The 22,781-nt window shown below is 32.7% G+C and carries 30 protein-coding genes; 1 reads left to right on the forward strand and 29 read right to left on the reverse strand.

Annotated elements, in window-relative coordinates:
• Nucleotides 1-67 precede the first annotated feature (67 nt).
• The 4 genes from Q326_RS0106030 to Q326_RS0106045 form a co-directional block, all read right to left on the reverse strand.
• Nucleotides 68-697: a hypothetical protein gene (locus Q326_RS0106030; RefSeq protein ID WP_026894549.1), complete on the reverse strand. Its 630-nt coding sequence runs from the start codon at nucleotides 695-697 to the stop codon at nucleotides 68-70.
• A gap of 104 nt (nucleotides 698-801) precedes the next feature.
• Nucleotides 802-1,059 (reverse strand): spore coat protein, encoded by a 258-nt coding sequence (locus Q326_RS0106035; RefSeq protein ID WP_026894550.1) that lies wholly within the window; start codon nucleotides 1,057-1,059, stop codon nucleotides 802-804.
• A gap of 34 nt (nucleotides 1,060-1,093) precedes the next feature.
• Entirely contained in the window at nucleotides 1,094-1,300 is a 207-nt protein-coding gene (locus Q326_RS0106040; protein ID WP_026894551.1) for a hypothetical protein, read from the reverse strand.
• Between the two features lie 145 nt (nucleotides 1,301-1,445).
• Nucleotides 1,446-2,000: an O-acetyl-ADP-ribose deacetylase gene (locus tag Q326_RS0106045; protein ID WP_026894552.1), complete on the reverse strand. Its 555-nt coding sequence runs from the start codon at nucleotides 1,998-2,000 to the stop codon at nucleotides 1,446-1,448.
• Nucleotides 2,001-2,111: 111 nt separating this feature from the next.
• On the opposite strand from Q326_RS0106045, the gene Q326_RS0106050 reads away from it, so the two are divergent.
• A complete protein-coding gene (locus Q326_RS0106050) occupies nucleotides 2,112-2,420 on the forward strand; it encodes a hypothetical protein (protein ID WP_026894553.1) in 309 nt (102 codons plus the stop codon).
• A 63-nt stretch (nucleotides 2,421-2,483) separates the two neighbouring features.
• Here the strand turns inward: Q326_RS0106050 and lspA are convergent, their stop codons facing one another.
• Genes lspA through Q326_RS0106175 form a run of 25 tightly spaced genes read right to left on the reverse strand, consistent with a single transcriptional unit; the run spans nucleotide 2,484 to nucleotide 22,779 of the window.
• Complete coding sequence (gene lspA / locus Q326_RS0106055) at nucleotides 2,484-2,921, reverse strand: signal peptidase II (protein WP_034601359.1); 438 nt, start codon at nucleotides 2,919-2,921, stop codon at nucleotides 2,484-2,486.
• A gap of 2 nt (nucleotides 2,922-2,923) precedes the next feature.
• Nucleotides 2,924-3,733: an energy-coupling factor ABC transporter ATP-binding protein gene (locus Q326_RS0106060; protein WP_026894555.1), complete on the reverse strand. Its 810-nt coding sequence runs from the start codon at nucleotides 3,731-3,733 to the stop codon at nucleotides 2,924-2,926.
• A gap of 9 nt (nucleotides 3,734-3,742) precedes the next feature.
• Nucleotides 3,743-4,423 (reverse strand): cobalt ECF transporter T component CbiQ, encoded by a 681-nt coding sequence (cbiQ, locus tag Q326_RS0106065; protein ID WP_026894556.1) that lies wholly within the window; start codon nucleotides 4,421-4,423, stop codon nucleotides 3,743-3,745.
• Complete coding sequence (locus tag Q326_RS0106070; protein ID WP_026894557.1) at nucleotides 4,407-4,703, reverse strand: energy-coupling factor ABC transporter substrate-binding protein; 297 nt, start codon at nucleotides 4,701-4,703, stop codon at nucleotides 4,407-4,409. The genes cbiQ and Q326_RS0106070 overlap by 17 nt, the downstream gene beginning before the upstream one ends.
• Nucleotides 4,687-5,421 carry an energy-coupling factor ABC transporter permease gene (locus Q326_RS0106075; RefSeq protein ID WP_026894558.1) on the reverse strand — a complete coding sequence of 245 codons (735 nt, stop codon included), beginning with the start codon at nucleotides 5,419-5,421 and terminating at the stop codon, nucleotides 4,687-4,689. Before Q326_RS0106075 ends, Q326_RS0106070 begins: the two co-directional genes overlap by 17 nt.
• Before the next feature lie 16 nt (nucleotides 5,422-5,437).
• Nucleotides 5,438-6,733, reverse strand: coding sequence for a glutamate-1-semialdehyde 2,1-aminomutase (gene hemL / locus Q326_RS0106080; protein ID WP_034601362.1), 1,296 nt, complete (start codon nucleotides 6,731-6,733; stop codon nucleotides 5,438-5,440).
• A gap of 5 nt (nucleotides 6,734-6,738) precedes the next feature.
• Entirely contained in the window at nucleotides 6,739-7,710 is a 972-nt protein-coding gene (gene hemB / locus Q326_RS0106085; protein ID WP_034601365.1) for a porphobilinogen synthase, read from the reverse strand.
• On the reverse strand, nucleotides 7,694-9,220 hold the full coding sequence (gene cobA, locus Q326_RS0106090) for a uroporphyrinogen-III C-methyltransferase (protein ID WP_026894561.1): 1,527 nt from the start codon (nucleotides 9,218-9,220) through the stop codon (nucleotides 7,694-7,696). Before cobA ends, hemB begins: the two co-directional genes overlap by 17 nt.
• Entirely contained in the window at nucleotides 9,207-10,112 is a 906-nt protein-coding gene (gene hemC / locus Q326_RS0106095; RefSeq protein ID WP_026894562.1) for a hydroxymethylbilane synthase, read from the reverse strand. Before hemC ends, cobA begins: the two co-directional genes overlap by 14 nt.
• A complete protein-coding gene (locus Q326_RS0106100; RefSeq protein WP_026894563.1) occupies nucleotides 10,090-10,692 on the reverse strand; it encodes a precorrin-2 dehydrogenase/sirohydrochlorin ferrochelatase family protein in 603 nt (200 codons plus the stop codon). Before Q326_RS0106100 ends, hemC begins: the two co-directional genes overlap by 23 nt.
• A gap of 4 nt (nucleotides 10,693-10,696) precedes the next feature.
• Entirely contained in the window at nucleotides 10,697-11,947 is a 1,251-nt protein-coding gene (gene hemA / locus Q326_RS0106105) for a glutamyl-tRNA reductase (protein WP_026894564.1), read from the reverse strand.
• An 18-nt stretch (nucleotides 11,948-11,965) separates the two neighbouring features.
• Complete coding sequence (locus tag Q326_RS0106110) at nucleotides 11,966-12,331, reverse strand: sirohydrochlorin chelatase (protein ID WP_026894565.1); 366 nt, start codon at nucleotides 12,329-12,331, stop codon at nucleotides 11,966-11,968.
• A gap of 1 nt (nucleotide 12,332) precedes the next feature.
• Nucleotides 12,333-13,076: a cobalt-precorrin-6A reductase gene (locus Q326_RS0106115; protein ID WP_245592064.1), complete on the reverse strand. Its 744-nt coding sequence runs from the start codon at nucleotides 13,074-13,076 to the stop codon at nucleotides 12,333-12,335.
• A gap of 5 nt (nucleotides 13,077-13,081) precedes the next feature.
• The gene (gene cobJ / locus Q326_RS0106120) at nucleotides 13,082-13,822 is read right to left on the reverse strand and encodes a precorrin-3B C(17)-methyltransferase (RefSeq protein ID WP_026894567.1); all 741 of its coding nucleotides are present in this window, start codon (nucleotides 13,820-13,822) and stop codon (nucleotides 13,082-13,084) included.
• Nucleotides 13,815-14,825, reverse strand: coding sequence for a cobalt-precorrin 5A hydrolase (gene cbiG, locus Q326_RS0106125; RefSeq protein WP_026894568.1), 1,011 nt, complete (start codon nucleotides 14,823-14,825; stop codon nucleotides 13,815-13,817). The genes cobJ and cbiG overlap by 8 nt, the downstream gene beginning before the upstream one ends.
• The gene (gene cobM, locus Q326_RS0106130; protein WP_026894569.1) at nucleotides 14,825-15,580 is read right to left on the reverse strand and encodes a precorrin-4 C(11)-methyltransferase; all 756 of its coding nucleotides are present in this window, start codon (nucleotides 15,578-15,580) and stop codon (nucleotides 14,825-14,827) included. The genes cbiG and cobM overlap by 1 nt, the downstream gene beginning before the upstream one ends.
• Nucleotides 15,573-16,280 (reverse strand): precorrin-2 C(20)-methyltransferase, encoded by a 708-nt coding sequence (gene cobI / locus Q326_RS0106135; protein ID WP_026894570.1) that lies wholly within the window; start codon nucleotides 16,278-16,280, stop codon nucleotides 15,573-15,575. The genes cobM and cobI overlap by 8 nt, the downstream gene beginning before the upstream one ends.
• A 5-nt stretch (nucleotides 16,281-16,285) precedes the next feature.
• Nucleotides 16,286-16,879, reverse strand: coding sequence for a precorrin-6Y C5,15-methyltransferase (decarboxylating) subunit CbiT (gene cbiT, locus Q326_RS0106140; RefSeq protein WP_026894571.1), 594 nt, complete (start codon nucleotides 16,877-16,879; stop codon nucleotides 16,286-16,288).
• The gene (cbiE, locus tag Q326_RS0106145; RefSeq protein ID WP_026894572.1) at nucleotides 16,872-17,492 is read right to left on the reverse strand and encodes a precorrin-6y C5,15-methyltransferase (decarboxylating) subunit CbiE; all 621 of its coding nucleotides are present in this window, start codon (nucleotides 17,490-17,492) and stop codon (nucleotides 16,872-16,874) included. The genes cbiT and cbiE overlap by 8 nt, the downstream gene beginning before the upstream one ends.
• Complete coding sequence (gene cbiD, locus Q326_RS0106150; protein ID WP_026894573.1) at nucleotides 17,479-18,603, reverse strand: cobalt-precorrin-5B (C(1))-methyltransferase CbiD; 1,125 nt, start codon at nucleotides 18,601-18,603, stop codon at nucleotides 17,479-17,481. The genes cbiE and cbiD overlap by 14 nt, the downstream gene beginning before the upstream one ends.
• Nucleotides 18,604-18,624: 21 nt before the next feature.
• Nucleotides 18,625-19,233 carry a precorrin-8X methylmutase gene (locus tag Q326_RS0106155; RefSeq protein ID WP_250160314.1) on the reverse strand — a complete coding sequence of 203 codons (609 nt, stop codon included), beginning with the start codon at nucleotides 19,231-19,233 and terminating at the stop codon, nucleotides 18,625-18,627.
• A gap of 11 nt (nucleotides 19,234-19,244) precedes the next feature.
• Nucleotides 19,245-20,126, reverse strand: coding sequence for a GHMP family kinase ATP-binding protein (locus Q326_RS16870; RefSeq protein WP_051531239.1), 882 nt, complete (start codon nucleotides 20,124-20,126; stop codon nucleotides 19,245-19,247).
• Nucleotides 20,123-20,878: an AIR synthase related protein gene (locus Q326_RS0106165; RefSeq protein ID WP_034601372.1), complete on the reverse strand. Its 756-nt coding sequence runs from the start codon at nucleotides 20,876-20,878 to the stop codon at nucleotides 20,123-20,125. The genes Q326_RS16870 and Q326_RS0106165 overlap by 4 nt, the downstream gene beginning before the upstream one ends.
• A 1-nt stretch (nucleotide 20,879) precedes the next feature.
• Complete coding sequence (locus Q326_RS0106170; RefSeq protein ID WP_034601374.1) at nucleotides 20,880-21,398, reverse strand: ECF transporter S component; 519 nt, start codon at nucleotides 21,396-21,398, stop codon at nucleotides 20,880-20,882.
• Nucleotides 21,391-22,779: a cobyrinic acid a,c-diamide synthase CobB gene (locus Q326_RS0106175; RefSeq protein ID WP_245592063.1), complete on the reverse strand. Its 1,389-nt coding sequence runs from the start codon at nucleotides 22,777-22,779 to the stop codon at nucleotides 21,391-21,393. The genes Q326_RS0106170 and Q326_RS0106175 overlap by 8 nt, the downstream gene beginning before the upstream one ends.
• Nucleotides 22,780-22,781 lie beyond the last annotated feature (2 nt).

Raw genomic sequence — 22,781 nt, forward strand, 5'->3', positions numbered from 1 at the left:
CAAATCTTCAGCTAAATAAAACCACATAATATATATTATCAAAAAAAATCTATTTATACTATTTCTTTCAGCTTAAAATTTCAATAATTTGTTCATACCTATCTTCTATAATCTCTTTAAGATTATCTGGGTTATTATTTATGGAATCTTCCTTTTGTTCCCTTAACATAGATTTTGCCCTTTTTCTATCCTTTTTTTTCACAAACTCTGGTGCATTTTGATATATATATCTAAAATTATCTTTTTTCTTTCTATTCCTATAGCCACTTATGGATTTATAAGTTGAAGATATATTATCTATGGACTCTTTATACAACACAGTTAACACCTCTGGATGATAGTATTCCAACAATGACATAGACTCGTCACATAGACCATATATCCTTATTCTCTCATCGTATCTTTTACTATTGTACTTCTTTTGTAATTCTTCAGGTATTCTCTCGTTATTATCAGTTCTTTCTATATAATAAATATTCTTATTAAAACTATATTTTTCTATTATAACCATGGGATTTAACTTATTTATTAGTCCCTTATCTATTTTTTTTCCTATATCATTAAATATATATCCATTATAATCTTCACAATTATATATAGTTATTGAATCATTTATTTTATATTTATATTTTATATCTCCCCACATCTCTACTGCTAGCTTGTCCTGAATCTTATCAATGTTTAATCTTTTTTTCATTTTATATACCCCCTAACAATATTATAGTATAACATATAATAAAGAACATCTGTTTGTTTTTTTTTCAAAAAAATAAAGGGACCATATTATTGGCCCCTAAGTTCTTATTTCATATTTCCTTGACTTAATTGAGATTTTAATTGCTGTCTATCTTGTTGATTTATTGTCTTAGCTGTATTATAATATCCTTTTTGTTCTGCTATTTTATATAAATCATAATGGAACTGCTCAGCTTCATCCCTTAGCTGTTGTAATGCTCCCCTAAGTTGTGGATTAGATGAACAACCTATTGCCTTTGTGTAAGCATCCATACTGGATTTAGTCATAGAAAGTACATCATTTACTATTTGCTTTTCATTCATTATAAATTTTACCCTCCTTATAAATTAATACCCATTAAAGGGAATCAGTTAAATTTTGTGCAGTAGTTTGGGCTTCTTGAGCTGCTTGCTGGAACATTTGTTTTATTTGTCCATCCTGACATCTTTGTGCATAATCATTGAATTTTGCTACCATATTTTGATGGCTTCCAATGATTTCCCTTAAATTTTGTGCTTCCAATTCATTTAATTGATTAAGGTTTAATTTGTTTTGTAATGTCACAGGCAATTCTCCTTTCTATTTTTAATCCTTTATTATTGTTTCCTTTACTATAAAAAATATAATTGAAAAAACTATCCATTTTTTTAATGGATAGTTAAATTATTGAAAACAAAGTTAGTGGTCTAATAATGAATAATTTGTCATTTTATGAATTTTTTTCAAAAATATTTTTTAGAGTATCTATATATGTCTTATAATCCTTTTCACTAAAAAGTATAAATCTTATCTCATCGAAATCTTTTTTAGATATGATATCCTTTGTAGTTTCAAGAGCTATAATTGAAGCCTTTTCTATTGGATATCCATATACACCTGTGCTTATAGAAGGAAAAGATATACTTTTTATACCCTCACTATATGCTAAGTTCAAACTATTTCTATATGCATTTTGTAAGAGTTGAGGTTCATTTTTATTTCCTCCTTGCCATATTGGTCCTACTGTATGTATTACATATTTGGCGTTTAAATTACCACCTGTAGTAATAACAGCTTCACCAGTGGAACATGTACCCTTTGTTTTTCTTATTTCTTTGCACTGTTCAAGAATTTTAGGCCCTCCAGACCTATGTATGGCACCATCCACACCTCCACCACCTAATAGAGAACTATTGGCAGCGTTTACTATGGCCTCAGTATCTTCCTTAGTTATATCTCCTTTTAATACTATTACCTTAGTACCACAAAACATAATTTCTAGCATTTATAATAGACCCCCTTTAAAATTAATATATCTAATTAAAATAATATCATATATTTTTTGTTTTTCATGTTATAATATTTGATGAATATTTTATAAAGGGAGGATTTAAAAATGGATATGTTAGGACAGTTTGTAAAATATATTAAACTAGATGATGAAAAACGAATTTTAGTATCTGTCAATAATCAATTTGAAAATTATCTACAAGACAAAAAAAACCGTACTATGATAAAGGATGGTTGCAAATCTATACTTAAAGACAATTTTATAAAATTAGAAATAGGTAAAAATATTTGTCGCATTACAGTAAAAGAAGGTACTGAAGAAAAAAATATGGAACTCATAAAAACAGAATTAGTTAAAGGTTTAGAAATGGCCATGGCATTTCTATCCCAAATGCAAAATAACCAGGAAGATTAATCTTCCTGGTTATTTTTCTATATTATTTCCTAAGAACTAAAAGCTAGAAACTAATAACTTATTTTATCCTACCAATACGATAATAGTACCTAAAAATATAAATATATCTGCTATATTAAAAATGGGCCAACCCTTTAATTTGATATATATAAAATCTAAAACTCCATTGTCTCTTATTCTATCTATTAAATTTCCTAATGACCCTCCCAATATAAATGATAGCCCTATCTTAATCCATATCAATCCATCATATTGAAAGGAAATATATATATAATATGTCAGTAATATTATAGACAATATAGTTAGAGACTTTATCAATCTCTGTCTGCCCTTCAATATACTAAATGCTGCCCCTGTATTTTTAACTACCCTTATAAATAATAAATTTCTATATACTTTTATATTATCTCCTAGATTGTATCTAGAAGATATGATATGTTTTGAACCTTGGTCTAAAATTATAATTAATATAATAATTCCAATATAAATTAAATTATACAAATTTATTTTTTATCAATCCTTCCATATTTCTCAAATAATTCACTCTCTCTTTTATAAAGGGGTATACCTAATTTTTTATGGAGCTTAATCATCCAAGGTTCCTTTAGCATAGCCTTTTCTATTATGCCTTCTTTCATAAACACTTCCTGTGGACTACCTTCTCCTATTATCTGTCCACTAGACATTACATATATATATTCACATAACTCATATATCATATCCATATCATGACTTGATATAACTATTTTTTTATTACTTTTAGCCAATTCCATTATTATTTCAACTATTTTTGTTGTACTTACTGGATCTAACCCTGCTGTAGGCTCATCAAACAATATTATGTCATTTTCCATAGCCAGTGTACCAGCTATAGCTACCCTCTTTTTTTGTCCATGACTCAAAAAATGCACAGGTTTTTCTTTAAACTTTTCCATTCCAACCATAGCTAGAGCCTTTTCCACCCTTTTGTTTACTTCTGTTTCTTCAATATCTAAATTCCTTGGGCCAAATGCAACATCATCATATACCTTTGAATAAAAAATTTGTTTGTCTGGGTCTTGAAACACTATTCCTATTTTTTTTCTGACTTCTATTAATGCCTTTCTACTATACTTCATCTCTTTATTTCCCAAGAAAATCTTACCTGTACGTGGCCTTAAAAGTCCCATAAGATTAAAAAAAAGAGTAGTTTTTCCTGAGCCATTTGCTCCAACTATTCCTACAATATTGTAATTTGTTATATCTAAGTTTATATCCTTTAAAGCTACTGTACCATCTTCATAGGTATAGTATACTCCCTTTGTTTTTATCATTATTATCACCTACATATGAAATTCTCTATCAAATCCCCGTGCATCCAAGCTATATTGTAATGATTTATATCTATCCATTACCCTTATAAATAATGAGGCAATAAGTGCCGATAGAGAGTTATATCCCTTTTTTATATCCATATATCCTAATTTTAACTTCTGTGCAACAATTATATTATTGGCTTCATCTAACAATATAAATATAAATCTATATATCAACACCATCATTTCTATTGCTATAGTAGGAACTCTATGCCTTCTAAAAATATATATCAAGTCATTCATTGGAGTAGTTAAAATCAAAAAAAATGTACAGGAAATAGAAGACAACGCCCTTAGTAACAATATAACAGTGTCATTAATTCCCTGTCTTGTTACCCCTACATAAATATTCCAAACATTTGTCACTAAAATAAAATTATTACTATCTTTAGATAATGATACCAATAATGGAATACTGCCCATAATCAAAAAAGATATTGGTATCAATAATATCCTAAAATATCTTTTAATAGATATCTTAGCTATAGTAGTTATAATTATAAAGTTCAATATAAATACCATTCCATATAAAACCTTTTTATTTACAATCATTGCTAATATCATTAGTCCAATGGCAAAATAAAATTTTGCCATTGGATTATAGTCCTTTAACCCATTAGTATAACTATATTTATCTATTATAAGCATTTTTGTTATCCTTTTTTCCCTTCATATATCCAAAATAATATGCTATTATGCCTGCTCCAAGAGCAGCTTGTAGAGAAAATAATAGACTTTCTATCTCTCCACTTGGTGGCTCCCAAAGAGGTTCAAACCATGGTTCGTATTCTGGTACTATCTCAGTTATAGCTTCTTCTGCCATGCCATCTGCTCCACCAAATTCAGCCCCTGCCTTTATAAATAAAGGAAGAATAATTATTACAGCTAAAACTATTAATAAAATCATGTTTTTATTGAAGGTTTTCAATTAAGTCTCCCCCTTCTTTATTATATTCAACTATTAAATTATAAACTATCACTGTAATTATACCCTCAGCAATAGCTAGAGGTATTTGTGTAACTGCAAATATTGACATAAACTTACCCAATGATGCCATTATACCCAAATTAGGATCAGGATATGCCATGGCCAACTGAGTAGATGTCACCATATAAGTTACTAAATCTCCCAATGCTGCTGCTAAAAATACACAATAGTCTTTTTTAATACCTCTTTTAGACATAATCTTAAATATCCCATATGCTACTATTGGTCCAACTATAGCCATTGAAAAAGTATTAGCTCCTAAAGTGGTTATTCCTCCATGGGCCAAAAGTAGTGCTTGAAACAATAAAACTATTACCCCTAAAAAACTCATCACAGCAGGACCAAATAATATGGCACCCAATCCAACACCCGTTGGATGTGAACAACTACCAGTTACTGATGGAATCTTGAGAGCCGACAATATAAATACAAATGCCCCTACCAATGCCAGTAACATCTTCTTTTTTGGTTCCTTATTAACTATCTTATTGATATTCATCATACCTTTAATAACAAAAGGTATGGCTACAATGGCCCAAAACATAGCCCATTTTGGAGATAGATATCCTTCCATAATATGCATTGCTAAGGATATCTTAGGTGTCATAAGCACCAATACAAATATTAATAATGCTTTTAACTTTTTACTACTTCCCATACTATCTACCCCTTTCTCAACTATCTTTAACTACACTTAATGATTCATGTGCAGCTTTTAACATATTATCTAGATCTTCAAAACTATGGGCTTGTGATATAAATATACCCTCAAACTGAGAAGGTGCCAATAATACCCCCCTAGATACCATTTCTCTAAAAAATACAGCATATTTTTCTGTATCACATTTCATAACATCTACATATTTTTCTATAGGACCTCTAGCAAAAAACATAGATATCATTCCACCAGCCCTGTTTACTGTAGCGTCTAACTTTAATTTATCTATTATTTCATTTAATCCTTTTTCTAAATAAATAGCCTTTTTCTCCAAGGACTTATATACATCATTTTTACCTTTAAGATTTTTCAATGTCTTATACCCCATATACATTGCCAATGGATTTCCAGATAAAGTTCCTGCTTGATAAACAGGGCCTGTAGGAGAAACCATATTCATAATCTCTCTTTTTCCTCCATATGCTCCCACTGGTAATCCGCCACCTATAATCTTTCCATAACAGGTCAGATCACTATTAACCCCATAATATTGTTGAGCACCACCAGCAGAAAGCCTGAATCCAGTTATAACTTCGTCAAATATAAGTAAAGCACCATACTCCTTAGTTATATCTCTAAGTCCTTGTAAAAAGCCCTTAATAGGAGGTACTACCCCCATATTTCCTGCAACAGGTTCTACTATAATTGCCGCTATATCATTTCCCATCTCTTCAAAAACTTTTCTCACTGAATCCAAATCATTATAAGTGCATACCAATGTATCCTTAGATGTACCTTCTGTTACGCCAGGACTTGTAGGAACAGAAAATGTCAATGCCCCTGACCCTGCCTTTACCAATAAGCTATCAGAGTGTCCATGATAACATCCTTCAAATTTTACTATTTTATCTCTCTTTGTATATCCCCTTGCAAGTCTTATAGCACTCATTGTAGCCTCAGTACCCGAATTAACCATTCTAACCATTTCTACCGATGGGCTAATCTCAGTAATTAATTTTGCCATCTCAAGTTCTATAGCTGTAGGCATACCATAACTTGTCCCTCTACCTATTACAGTATCTATATCAGAAAGTATGTCTTTGTTACTATGACCAAATATCAATGGTCCCCAAGAACAGATAAAATCTATATACTCATTGCCATCCTCATCATAGAGCCTGCTTCCCTCACCTCTATTTATAAATATGGGATTCATGCCCACAGAATTAAATGCCCTCACTGGACTATTAACTCCTCCAGGTATATATTTTTTTGACTCTTGATAAATTTCCTTAGATTTTTTTAAATTCATTTTTTTCACTCCTTAATCTTGGCCGCCAATTCTTTGGCAAAATATGTTATTATCATATTGGCTCCTGCCCTCTTTATAGATAATGTGGATTCATAAATAACATCTTCACTTAATAGTCCATTTTCTACTGCCATCTTAATCATGGAATACTCTCCACTTACACTATATGCTGCTATGGGTATATTTCTATTATCTTTAACCCTTCTGATTATATCTAAATACGATAAGGCTGGTTTAACCATTACTATATCTGCCCCTTCTTGTATATCTAAGTCAACCTCTCTCATAGCCTCATCACTATTAGCACTATCCATTTGGTATGTCTTTCTATCGCCAAATGATGGAGCCGAATTAGCTGCATCTCTAAAGGGCCCATAAAAACTTGATGAATATTTGGCACTATATGACATAATAGGTACATCTGTATATCCCTCTCTATCTAAGGCCTTTCTTATATACCCTACCCTTCCATCCATCATATCCGATGGTGAAATCATATCCGCTCCAGCATTAGCATGACTAATGGCTATTTTAGCTAAATACTCCAATGTCAAATCATTTTCAACATATCCAGTATCATTTATTATTCCACAATGCCCATGATCTGTGTACTGACACATACAAACATCTGTTATTACATATATGTCATTAAATTTACTCTTTATAGTTCTTAATGCCCTTTGTACCACACCATCTTTACTATATCCTTCACTTCCAAATTTATCCTTATTATTTGGTACTCCAAAAAGTAATATGCTCTTTATCCCCAATTCTCTTATCTCTTTAATTTCTTCGATAAGCATATCTACAGAAAAATGGTAATTTCCCTTTAAAGATGGGATTTCTTTTTTGATGCCTTTGCCTTCTACTACAAATAAAGGATATATGAGGTCCTCTATATTTAACCTTGTTTCTCTAACCATATCCCTTATCATGCTATTCTTTCTAAGTCTTCTGGGTCTATTTATCAACTCCATCTGTTACTTCCTCCTTAACTATAATGCCTTTTATTATTCCTGCCATATCATATCTATGGGCTTCTAAGTCTACCCTTAAGCCAAATTTCCTCATGGTATTACTAGTTACTGGACCTATAGACACTGTATTTACATCATTTAATAACTCCACATTTTTTTCTCCTAATAAATCCATTACTCCTTTTACTGTAGATGAACTTGTAAAGGTTATATAATGTATGTCTTGTTCCTTAAATGTATTTATTAATATCTCCCTATTATTCTTTGCACTTTCTGTATAATAAAGATGTACCTCTTTTACTTTACATATCTTTCTCAATTCATCTACCAGATATGGTCTGGCATCTCTAGACCTTGGAATTAATATCTTGTCATCACTATTTAATACTTTTACTAATTCCATATATATGTCTTCAGCTATATATTTTTTAGGAACTATATCAGGCACTATCCCATTTTCCTTAAGGGCATTAGCTGTGGCAGGACCTATGGCAACTACCTTGGTATTGCCTAATCTCCTTAAATCATAACCTTTATCATATAATCCCTTCATAAAAACCCTTACCCCGTTCACACTGGTAAATATAATATAACTATACTCTCCCATATTTTCTATAGATTCCATCAATGGAGCATTTGGCCAAATATCCTTTATTTCTATAGATGGAATAGGTATTGGGTTACCTCCCAAATCCAATATAGCATCTGTAATACTTTCATTTTGAGCCTCTGGCCTAGTAATAATTATGTTCTTTCCAAATAGAGGTTTTCTTTCATGGAAATTCAATACTCTCCTAAGTCTTACCACATCTCCAACAACTATAAGACTTGGGGATGTGATATTATGTTTTTTTACTTCATCTACTATATTAGACAAATCACCTGTCACTACTTGCTGATTTGAATGGGTTGCCCAGTGAATCACCGCCACTGGTGTATCTATTTTCTTATGGTTTTGGATTAAACCTTTACATATCTTTTCCAAGTTTTTCATTCCCATGAGAAATACCAATGTTCCATCCAGTTTTGCCAAATTACTAAAATCCAATTCATTACTTTCATCCTTCAAATGACCAGTTATTACATGAAATGATGTATTATAACCCCTATTGGTTATTGGTATGCCCCCGTAACACAGTCCTCCTATGGCTGAAGTTATCCCAGGGATTACTTGAAACTCTATGCCTTCATTAAATAGATATTCCCCCTCTTCTCCTCCTCTACCAAATACATAGGGGTCTCCTCCCTTTAAACGTACAACATCTTTTCCTAACTTGGCCTTTTCCGCTAATAATTTATTTATATCCTGCTGATTCATGGTATGATTTCCTGCTTCTTTTCCTACATAGATAAATTCACATCCATCCTTTGCCCATTTTAAAAGTCTAGGACTGGAAAGTCTGTCATATACTATTACATCACACATTTTAATAGCTTCTAGACCTCTAAATGTAATCAATTTATAATCTCCAGGTCCTGCTCCCACAAGGTAAACTTTACCCTTTTTCACAGGCCATCACCTCCATAATACCATTGGCCAATCTTTGTCCCAATTCCTTTTCTTTACCTACTTGTCCCACCACAGTATCTTTTACTAATATAGAACCATCCTCAGGACCCAATATACCCATTAAAGTAATTTTATTCCCGTCTATATTGCATATTGCTCCCACAGGCATATGGCAACCTCCATTTACGGCTTTTAAAAATGCCCTTTCACACTTAGATTGTATATCAGTCTTTTCATCGCCTATGACTTGTAAAATTTTCTCCAATTCACTTCTACCCTGTTTTATTTCTATGGCCAAAGTCCCTTGTGCAGGTGCTGAAATCATTATTTCATCTGGCAAATAATAACTGATTCTGTCTTCTAACCCCAATCTTTTCATACCTGCCGCTGCCAAAACTATTCCATCATACTGACCCTCGTCTAATTTTCTAAGCCTTGTATCAACATTACCTCTAATTGGTAGTATATTTAAGTCAGGTCTATACTTCAAAAGTTGATACTTTCTTCTCTTGCTTCCAGTTCCAATTCTCCCACCATGGGGAAATTCATCTAAAGATTTAATACCATTACTAAATACCATTACATCCCTATGATCTTGGCGACAGGGTGGATCTGTAAACATAAGGCCTTCTGGCAATTCTGTAGGCATGTCCTTCATACTGTGTATAGCCATATCTATTTCTCCATTTATCAAGCACTCTTCAATTTCCTTTACAAATATTCCCTTATCTCCAATTTTATCTAACGCCTTGTCTAATATCTTATCTCCCTTTGTCTTTATTACCTTTATTTCAAATTCTATATCTGGATAATGATCTTTTATTTCATTTATAACCCATTTAGTCTGTGCAATAGCTAATCTACTACCCCTAGATCCTACTACAATTTTCATATTTTATTCTCCTATCCTTTAATTCCTGTAAATTTAAATATGCTAACTCCTTAAAAATAGTCTTTCTTTTTTCATTGTCCACACATTTTTTTATAACTATTTTTCTTATCTTACCCATTTCTTCTACCCTCTCTACCATATCTTCATTACATATTTCCATTATCTCTCTTCTCAATTGTGCTGCAAAATATGGACTATTCCCTTCAGTAGATACCCCTACAACTATAGGTCCCTGTTTAAATGTAGAAGGTATTATGAAGTCTGATTCTTCTTTATCGTCTACTATATTGCATAATATCCCTTTTCTATTACACTCTTGGTATATACCATGATTTATTTCCCTTGAGGATGTTGCTCCAATCACTATGCTTTTTTCTTTAATATATTCTGGCTTAAATACATCTTGTATATATTCAATTCTATCCATTATATCTTTAAATTTTGGAGCTATATTAGGACTTATGACCTTCACATTCATGTCATATTGTAAAAATGTTTTAGCTTTTCTAAACCCCACATCTCCCCCACCAAATATAACTACATTAAATTTTTTAGTATTTATCATTATAGGATAAAACATCCTATCACCCCATCCTTAAGTCAAACAAATCATCTAACATCTCCATATAGTTCTCTACTTTTTGCTCATCTTTTTCTTCTTTAAGTTTCAATACTGGATTTCTTACTACTCTTTTTAATGCAGAAGATAACATCTTTTCCACAATCTTTTTCTCCCTACAGTTAAGTTCTATTTTTCTATTTATATAATCCAATGTATCCGACTCCACTTCTCTACACATATTATTAATTCCCTTTATTACAGGATCTACCTTTATACTATTCATCCAATCATAGAAACCTCTAATATCCTTCGATATAATTCCCTCTGCATGTTTGCAAAGTCTCTTTCTTTCCTTCATATTGTTTTTAGATATTTCTTTCAAATCATCTACATCGTATAAAAATACACCTTCCATCTCTCCTACTTTAATATCCACATCTGTGGGCATAGCCATGTCTAATATATATATATCTTTATCAATAGATGGCATATCTTCATATTTGATTACTTTATGTGGAGATGCTGTGGAACATATTATCATATCCACATCGTTTATTACATCATATCTATCACTAAAGGCTAAAGATCTAATTACATCATGGTTTGGAAATGCACTTTTAACCTTTTCAATATTCCTATTGGCTATATATATACTATCAACGCCTTCTTCTAATAAATGATTTAGTGCTAATTTTCCCATCTCTCCAAATCCAATCATCAATGCCTTTTTTCCTTGTAATGTCTTCATCTTTTCCTTTAAATATTTTACTCCTATATAGCTTACAGACAATGGTCTTTCTGATATCTTTAGTCCTTGTTTTATTCCCTTTGCTGTAGTTATAGCCTCTCTAAATATTTTATTTAATATTTTCTTACTGGCTCCAATCTCCATTGATGTCATAATAGCATCCTTAACCTGACCCAAAATCTGGTCCTCCCCTATAACTACAGACTTTAATCCAGCAGAAACATCAAATAAATGCTTAGCTGCATCCTTACCTTTCTTTACAAATAAATATTTTTCGCAGCCTTCCAACATGATTTTAGATTTGTAGTATTCCTTTACATAGCTTATATGTTGAGCACATTCCTTATTTCTATAAGCTATATATACCTCACTCCTATTGCATGTGGATAAAATTACAGCTTCCCTTATCCCATAATCTAATAGATCATTTAGTAATCCTACTTTTTGAGAATTAGTAAATGCTGCCTTCTCTCTCACATCTGTTGGTGCTGTATCATGGTTTATCCCTATAACTGAAATATCCATGTAAAATCCTCCAAACTATTATTCTATTTCTTCTGCTCTTTTTAAAATTATATCTGCTAAAAGAGGTTCTGCTCCGATAGGCTTACCCATTTTAAATGTCACATTTTTATATTTGTCTGACAACTCACCAATTATTTCTGGTATATCTTCCTTGATGTGTATGCCCTCATATAAAAAATAAGGCACTACTAATATGTTTTTTATACCATTTTCTACCAGGCCACCTACTACCATAGGTATATTAGGCTCTGAAATCTCCATATGTGCCCCTGCTACCATTTCATATGAAGCCATTTCTTTAACCATATCCACCACTTTTTCAAATGTCTTTTGTGCATCCGAAGACCTACTTCCATGTCCTACTATCAATAATCCCTTTCCCATTTTAATTTACCTCCTCTTTAATTTTCTTTATAAGTTTATCTAAATCACAAAATATATTTCTATAAACAATCTTAGGTCTCTTCACTAAAACTACCTTTATTCCCAATTCTATAGCTCCTTGAATCTTTTCTGAAGTCCCTCCTGTATTGCCGCTCTCCTTAGTTACCATATAATCTATATTGTATTGGTTAAATAGAGATTTATTCAATTCTTTATCAAATGGTCCCTGTATTCCTATAATATGTCCAGCATTGATGCCTAGTCCTTCACATCTTTCAATTACATTGGAAGTGGGAAGCACCCTTGCATAGAGTCTCTCTTTTTCAAGATTTTTAGCAAATATGTCAAGATTTTTACTACCTGTGGTAAGCATAATATTGCCCTTAGTATATTTCAAATATTCTACTGCTTCTTCAAAGTCATTTACCTCTATAACATCTCCATGATGTATACCCTTTCTTTCAAATCTCATATAGGGTATGTCCATCTGGTTTGAAATACTCATTGCAAGTTTAGATATCTCTGTGGCGTAGGGATGAGTAGCATCTACTATTATTTTTATCTTTTCTTTATTCACAATGTCTTTAAAGCTTGATTCCTCTAATTTATAACAATAAACCTTCATTCTATCTTCTTTACCTAATAATTCTTGTCCATATTCAGTGGTAACGGTAACTATTACTTTGTATCCCATATCTAATAAATTTCTAGAAATATCCCTTCCGTCTTTAGTACCACCCAACACTAATATCAAAGATTATACCCCCTAGGAGTCACAATCTTATTATCTATAATCTTAGTATTGGAATTTCCTATTATAACCACTGTAAACATATCTATGGGATATTCCAACATTTCATTTAAATTAGTCACAAATACTTGTTGATCATCCCTTTTAGCATTCCTTACTATCCCAACAGGGGTCTTATCTGACCTATACTTCATCACTATTTCCCTGGCAATATTAATATGCTCCACCCTTTTTTTACTTTTAGGATTATATAAACATATAACAAGATTTCCTTTGGCTGCTAATTCTATTCTCTTTTTTATAAGTTCCCAGTCTGTAAGCAAGTCACTTAAACTTATTACCGCAAAATCATGCATCAAAGGTGCCCCCAGTACAGCAGCTGCTGCTGATGCCGCTGTAACTCCAGGTATTATTTTTATTTCAGTATTTATATTATACTTCTGGGCAATTTCATATACGATACCTGCCATACCATATACCCCGGCGTCTCCACTACTAACTATTGCAACTCTTTCTCCATCACCAGACAATTCCAATGCCTTTTTACACCTTTCCACCTCTCCCTTCATAGGAGATTTTATAAGTTTTTTTTCATTCACTATATCCTTAATTAAAGAAATATAAGTTTTATATCCTATAATAATATCTGCATCATCAAGGGCATTTCTAGCTTCTTCAGTCATGTTACAAATATCTCCTGGCCCTATCCCTACTACATATAAAATTCCATCCTTATTCATTTAATCTCTCCTCCCATACCGACAAAGTAAATCCTTGAAACTTTCTTTTCTTCATTAAACATCTACCATTGTGGGAAGATATATATCCACAAGGTTCAGATACTCCCCCCACTCCTATAGTCCTTCTTACAAATTCTGATACATCAAAATTCTCTTCTATCATCCTAATCTCTGTTCTATCTATAAACTCTACTGGTACTCTGAAATGTTCACTAGCTTGTAATATCCCTTGTTCATCTTTTTTTATATCTACAGAACTTAATTTTTTAATGCTCTCTATTTTAAGACCTATTTCATCAAATAGAGCCTTTATCCCATGGATCATGTCTTCCCCTTTGATTCCCCTTCTACATCCTACTCCCACAACTATATTTTTAAGTGTTAATTGAATACTCCTACTATGGGTATTATCTATAATCTTATTAGTTATATATATTATTGAATCAAAATTATTAATAGATTCTGTACCTACTATTTTTATATTATTATAGTCTGGTATATCCAATGGAATATCTGTACATATACCTACTCTTTTTCCATTAACTATGTCTGCTGTTATTTCCTTTGCCTTTTTAAGGCTTTCCATTTTACAGTTTAATCTCTTTGCCAACATATCTATAGATATAAGCCCCAATACATCTGATGCCGTAGTTATAACTGGAATAGCACCTATTCCTTTAGCTATTTTTTCTGTATATGCATTGGCACCTCCCAGGTGTCCCGATAGAAGACTTATTACAAATCTTCCCTGTTCATCCATTACCATTATAGCTGGGTCCCTAGTCTTGTCTTTGATATAAGGCGATATCACCCGTACAACTATTCCCGTTGCCATAATAAACAATATATTTTTATATTCTTTAAAAAGCACTCCTACGAATGACTTCAAGGTTCCTTGAAATTTATCTTTAGTATATATATCCACAGTTGTATCTATATTTCTCTTTACTTTTTCCGCTGTAGCCAGTCCACCCTTAGTCAAAGTGACTATGGCAAGTTTCATTATTTTCCTCTCCTATATTCATGAGTAAATGTCTTATCGTACAATTTGGATTTTTCATATTTGTTCCCTAAAAACCCTCCTACCAATATTTGAGCTGTTTTTGTTATATTTGCCCTCTTTACCTTTTCAGATATGTCTTTTAGTGTTCCCCTTACTATTTTCTGGTCCTCCCATGTGGCTTTCTGCACCACTGCAACTGGTGTTAATTCATCATAATGTACCAATAATCTTTCTACAACATTATCTATCATATGAACAGATAAAAATATAGCCATAGATGCCCTATGAGATGCCAATGACTCTAAATTTTCCTTTTCTGGCACAGGAGTTCTTCCTTCTAATCTAGTACATATAACCGTCTGGGATACATCTGGCAATGTAAACTCTTTATTCATGGCTGCCGCTGATGCCACAAATGAGCTTACTCCTGGTATGACTTCACAAGCTATTCCCATATCTTCCAATGGATCTATCTGTTCTCTTATTGCCCCATATATACTGGGGTCTCCTGTATGAACTCTAGCTACTAATTTACCTGACTCCACACTCTTTTTAATCAAGTCTAATATCTCATTTAAATCCATATGGGCACTATTATAAAGCTCACTACTTTCCTTTCTACAGTCAATTATCTTTTTATTGACTAAAGAACCAGCATATATTACTACGTCTGCTTTTTCTACAATCTTTTTACCTTTCACTGTTATCAAGTCAGGATCTCCAGGACCTGCTCCAATAAAATAAACTTTATTCATTTTCATTTCTCCCCTTTACAATCATGGTAGAAAGATATGGAATACCACTCTTCACTATTTCTATATCTCTAGTTATACTTTCATCATTAGTACCACATTTAGATACTAATACAAACTTTTCATCCAATCCTTTTTTCTCAAGACTTTCAGCCAATTTCTCATTATGTCCAGAAGGCTTCATTACTACTAAATTATCAAAATTCTCCATCACTTCATCTATCTTTTCTCCATTTTTTCTCAATGGAAATATAATCAATGTTTCATCTCCCATAGCCAAAGGGGTATTGGACTTACTAGCTGCTGCACAGAAGGATGTTATGCCTGGTACAGTTTCAACTACTATTCCCCTATTTTGTATCTCTGGTAATATATACATATAAGTGCTATAGAGCATGGGGTCTCCCAATGTTATAAAAGCCACATTTTTGCCGTCTATCAATTTATTATAAATTATTTCAGTATTCCTTTCCCATTCACTCTTTAATTCTCCTTCTTTATATACCATGGGAAATGTTAAATGTAATATTTCTGTATTACTGTTCACATAATCCTTCACTATATCTAATGCTACACTTCCCTTGCCTTTTTTTCCTTCAGGACATATGAGCACATCAACTGCTTTTATAATATCTACCGCTTTTATTGTGAGTAGCTTTGGATCTCCTGGTCCCACTCCTACTCCATAAAATATCCCTTTCACAAAAATCATTCCTTCCTAGCTGAAATTACATATATAGGGTTTTGCCCCTCCATCATAGTTACATTACTCAATTTTCTTCCCTTAGACACTGCAATATTAATAATATTTACATCTATATAGTCTCTAGCATTAAGTTCCATTATGGATTTATATAAGTTCTCTATAGTTATAAAATTCATAACTACTCTACCATTGGACACCAATTTTTCATCCATCCAATCAAATATTTCCTCTATATTTCCACCAGTTCCTCCTATAAATACCTTATCCACTTTAGATATACTCCAAATATCCTTTGGAGCAATACCATGTATTATTTTAACATTCCTTAATCCAAAGTTTTCAGCATTTCTCTTGATTAAGTCAATCCCGTGTAAATTTCTTTCTATAGCAAAAACCCTACCTCTTTCAACTTTTAATCCTATCTCTATAGTCATAGCTCCTGTACCTGCACCTATATCTAAAACTACATCTTCTTTATTTAATCTCAATTTAGCCAAGGATACTGCCCTTATTTCCTCTTTTGTCATGGGGACATCTCCTCTAATAAACAACTCATCAGGTACTCCACTTGTTTCATGGGGCCAAAGTCTACTCATCCATTATCACCACCACACACATTCTATAACCCTCTCTAGAGGCTATTTCCTCCATGGTCCCAGATGTAATAACTTCATCATCATAAGATAAATGTTCTCCCACATATATTCTTTTATTTGTTATCCCAGATCTTATAAGTTCTTTAGCTATATTTTGAGGGCTCCACTTTTTATCGGTTAAAATACCCACTTTACTATGTCTCTTCACTTTTTCAACAATATCTAATTCTCTTCCATGTAAACTGGTAATATATGCATCATCCCATGTCTCTCCTATCTTTGAAAACATATATTGCATAGAGCTTATTCCTGTTATAACCTCCATATCTCCTTTATCAAAATGCGTCTTCAAAAACTTTAACATGCTATAAAATCCTGTATCTCCCGACAATAGTATTGCAACTGTACTTTTTTTATAATTAGCTTTTATCTTATCAACTATGACATTTAAATCTCTCGTTATATAAATTATTTTTTTGTCATTCACTTCTATTGAATCAAGTATCCTCTTTCCAGCTACAATTATCTCAGCCGATTCTATTTCTTGTAGAACCCTTGGAGTTATATAGTCCCTATGACCCGGTCCCATACCTAGTACTTTAATCTTTTTCAAATTGAAACCCCCTCATTATGTTGTCAGCATCTTTACATCTACCTAGTACCCCATGCTGTTGAGAAAATATTATGGTTCCCAATTTAATGGAGGATTTTAATCTCCTTCTACACCTATCACTAATCCTCTGAGCAATTAAATCAAAAAGTTCCTGTGATTTATCCCACTTTTTTATATAATCTATGGCCTCTTCTGTCGTTATGCTGTTCATAATTTTTTTTATTAATTCTGTGTCTGCACCTAACAATGCACCATATGCAGCTAAAGTTTCCATTCTTGCATCGGATATACGACTATGGGTATGAAATATACCCGCTGCAACCTTTATCATCTTTCCTATATGGCCCACCCATAAAATCTCTTGTATTTCATATTCTTCCATTTTATCTAACATAAATCCAATAAAATTACTAGTCTTGATTAGGTATTCAGTATCTAATCCCAACTTTTCAGAAAAATCTCTGCCATAATTTCCAGGAGATAATATCAACCTATCTATGCCCTCTTGCCTTTTTACAGAAACTTCAATAGCCAAGGAGTCCTTAAATGCCTCCTCAGACATGGGCTCCACTATCCCTGTAGTACCAATTATAGATATACCTCCTTCTATACCTAATTGGGGATTGAATGTCTTTTTACCTATTTCAACACCTTCTGGGCAAAATATAGTCACCTTTATTCCACAACCTTTGGGCGTTTCAGACTTTACAACTTCTTCAATAGTCTTTCTGGGAATAGGATTTATCGCATATTCTCCCACTCCTACTGATAGCCCTTTTCTAGTAACTATTCCTACTCCTTCTCCACCACTTATCTCTATATTGTTACCATCTATTTTTTCAACCCTAGCAAATATCTTTATTCCATTGGTTATATCAGGGTCATCTCCACTATCCTTTTTTACAGAGCACTGTGCAAATTCTCTATTCACAACTGTATCTTCCAATTCTAATTCCAGTGTCCATCCCTTCAATGTATCTATATTAACTAAATCAATTTCCCTTTGAGAAAATAACATTCTAGCTGCTCCCTTGGCAGCTGCTGTTGCACATGATCCAGTGGTATATCCATATCTCATTTTTTTTCCATCTTTATATACATATCTATCCATAGTTATTATCACCTTAACTCTCTAAATACATTTCATAAATGCATTTATTATGGCTACGGCTACAGTACTTCCACCCTTCCTACCCGATGTCAAGATATAAGGTATATCATACTTTTTCAATTCTTCTTTAGATTCGGCTGCACCTACAAATCCTACAGGTACCCCTATGACTAAACTTGGTTTACTATACCCCTGATCTATCTTCTCCAGGAGTGTAAATAGTGCAGTAGGAGCATTTCCTATGGCAAATATATTTATTTTCCCATTTTCTAACGCCTTCTCCATAGCTACAGTAGATCTTGTTACACCTCTATTTTTAGCTGCTTGTACCACATCTTCATCATGCACAAAATTATATAGATTTCCTCCCAATCTATTGAGTGCCTTTTTATTCACACCTGACATAATCATCTTTGTATCACAATATATCCCTACTCCAGACTTAAAAGCCTTTAGTCCTTCCTCTATGGCATCGTGACTAAATCTCAATATCTTATTGTATTCAAAATCTGCAGTGGTATGGATCACTCTTTTTACTATGGCATCTGCTCTATCATCTAAAAAAGTAGTATTCATTTCCGATGTAATTATTTCAAAGCTTTTATTCTCTATTCCTCTTGGGTCATTCATATATGACAAATTCATCCCTCCATCTCTATTATCTCTGGTCCACCCTTAACTGTTTCATATTCTCCTATGTTAATATAGCTATTCATAAAACTTTCTGTCCTTATATTTTGTAGAAAAGCTTCCTTATCAAAATATCTATCATCATAAATAATTCCTACTACAGAACCACTATGTGCTATATTTACACCATAAGCACCTAATTTTAATGCCCTTTCAATAATAATACTAAGTCCTGGTTTTTTTAATATATCTTCATTGGCCAATGCACTTAGTATAGCCCCTTGTCCAATTTTCCTCAAATCATCAGTCCATATACCCAATTCTATATTTTTTAATGCCTGAGTAATTTTAGCTGTATTTTTCTTCAAAATAGATTTTTTGTCTACTTTTCTAAACTCTACGGTATCTACCATATCTATTCCTTCCATTATAAGCACCTTACAACTCATGTTCTTACTATATTTTTTTATATATTTCCCATCTAAGTGGTCAAAGAGAGTTATAGCTGAAAAAAGTGTACTATCTGTAGGTTCAATACTTAAACAAATCCTAGCAATTTCCTGTTCACTGATATCTTTTTTTAGATATTTAGTTGCAGCCAATATCGTTGCACCTAGGTCTGCTGTGCTACTTGCCATACCTTTGCCTACAGGTATTTCTGATTTTATTTCCACTTTTAATTCCTTACTGATTTTTATATCTTCACCAAAATATTCAAATACCTTTTCCAATGCACTATACGCCTTGGGATACAATAGTTCATTATCCCTGGCCCCTCTTAAAATCCTTGCATAGGAATAACAATTTATCGGGTATGATATGAGCTTTTCACTACCTAAAATAATTCCCTGTATCAATTCTCCACAGGACCCAGGACACCTTGCCACTTTCATTTTTTTCCCCCTAGGAATCTTCCTATCTCATTTACAGGTATACTAACACTCTGCTTTATATTGTCTACGCATTCAGGTCTAACTGCCAATATTATACAAGAAGCAGGTCCTGCTGATTTATTTATATCTATTCCTATGTCTTGATTTAAAGTAAACTCTAATCCTGCATCTTTAGCCATAGTCTTTAACTCATTTAATATGCCCTTTGAACCCACAGGTAATATTTCCAACACTTCAGATGCTTGTTTTAAAGTTAAAATATCATTCAGACTAACTATCTTATCACTATTTTCCAATATCTCTTGTCCCATCAAGGGTTCCCCTGCTACTACAATAACCGCACCATCTTCAGCCACAGTTTTTCTAAAATCATCTTTATGCATAACCCCTATAACAGTAACACCTATACCTGTCTGTATGGTATGAAAATTCTCCTCTGTACTTCCTGTAACTGCTATGTCCTGATCAATATTTATTTCACCCAATGCCCTTTTTACACCCTCAAGAATCCTTTTTCCTGTATCATTCATCTCCACAGAAAGGGTATCCACTAAGGTTATCGGTCTAGCTCCCACAGCTAATATTTCAGCCAATGCAACCTTTGCAGTGAAATATCCCACTATATCCACAGAAGTATTGACAATATCTTCTGATTTTTCTCCAACACCACCACAGGAATCACAGGATATTACAAAGATTGTATCATCACTTATTTCTATCAAAGTTAAATCTCTAAAATTCTTAATATCCATTTTACATCCTCTTTCTTCCTATTAGTACCATATATATTACGTATCCCAATATTACATTTACAGCAGATGCTACAGTTAATGGTAATACCAATGTATTAAACATCACCCAACCGTTTAAAGGCATTTCAATGATTTCTGCAAATTTAGCTGTCATCAATAATGCAACAGGACCATTCAATATAATCCCAACGACACAAGCCAATATTCCATTAGTCTTCTTATATGTTATCCCAAATATATATGTGGCTATGGTCATTTCTAACATTATCAAAATATGCATCGGCAAGGAAAATGGAAATCCACTGGTTACAGCAGTAAGCAAATGACCTATCCCTGCAACTAATGCTCCTAATGGTGGGGATAAAAATAAAGCTGCAAAGAAACCTGGCATAGAGTCAAACGCAATAGTACCACTTACCTTAATCATAGATCCTATTGCTGAAATAGCTATAAGCATAGCACAATATGCTATAGTAGTTATACTAAATATGCCTTTTGTATGGGAATAATTTTTACTCAATAGTATCTCCTCCTCTAAATGCTCTACATAAATCTATAAACCCCTTAATAAAATCTATATTGCTATAGAAATGTATATGGGGATACCCTGCCAATACATTTTTCTTTTTCATTCCACAATTCCATGTCTTTACATACTGTCCCTTTCTCTTCTTCATTATTCTATATTGATAATTTAATTTTACATTATCCAAAACCTTGGAATGATGAAATTCGTGTGCCCTTATATTTATACCATCATTAGTTTCTACTTCTACATACCCAAACCTTTGAAGTCTTTTTGTCATTAGGGATTTAGTAGGGAAAAATCCAACCATCTCATAATTGCACTGATTTAAATCTTCTATTGACTCTGTCAAATACATTAGACCCCCGCACTCTCCATAGGCAGGAAGCCCTGCTTCAAGGGCATTTCTTAAGTTATGTTTAAATTCTTGATTTATCTCCAATTCTCTGCCAAACACCTCAGGAAATCCCCCACCTATATATATTCCATCTAAATCATCAGGTAAATGCTGATCCTTCAACGGACTTATATATTCAATATCAATTCCCATCTCCATCAACAAATCTATATTGTCTTGATAATAAAAGCTAAATGCCTTATCTCTCATAATTCCCAACTTTATACCTTCTCCATATCCTCTATATGGAGCCATATAATCTTTTTGTCCTTTTATCGTCTCTCTATTATAAGATATATCTATAATGCCATTTAAGTCTACATATTTCTCTATATAATCAACTAATAAATCAATTTTATCATTCAATGTATCTACTTCTTCCGCTGGAATCAGCCCCAGATGTCTACTATTAAGAGATATATTTAAATCTTTAGGTAAATATCCAAGACATTTTATCCCTGTATCCCTTTCTATAGCTTCTTTTAATAAATTATAATGGTAGTCTCCCGATACTTTATTTATAATTACTCCCTGTATATCCACATCTTTATCATATTCTTTGTATCCTAATACCATTGCTGCAGCACTGGTAGACATACCCTTTCCATCTATAACTAATATAACTGGAGTCTTCAGTATTTTAGAAATATGGGCTGAACTTCCAATACCATTCCTTTCAACACCAAAGCCATCATAAAGACCCATAACCCCTTCTATTACTCCCATATCCATATTATCCATATTTTTATGAAATAAATATTTAATTATATCCTCTTTTAACATCCAACTATCTAGATTATATGAATTATTACCTGTTACAAGTTTATGAAATCCAGGATCTATATAATCAGGTCCAACCTTAAAAGGCCGTACATTTATATCCCTTCTCTTTAGTGCTGCCATTATCCCTAGTGACAATGTGGTTTTTCCTGTTCCGCTGGTGGCACCAGCAATCATTATCCTATTAATTTTTATCACTC

The organism is Clostridiisalibacter paucivorans DSM 22131, assembly GCF_000620125.1.
Classification (GTDB): Bacteria; Bacillota; Clostridia; order Tissierellales; family Clostridiisalibacteraceae; genus Clostridiisalibacter; species Clostridiisalibacter paucivorans.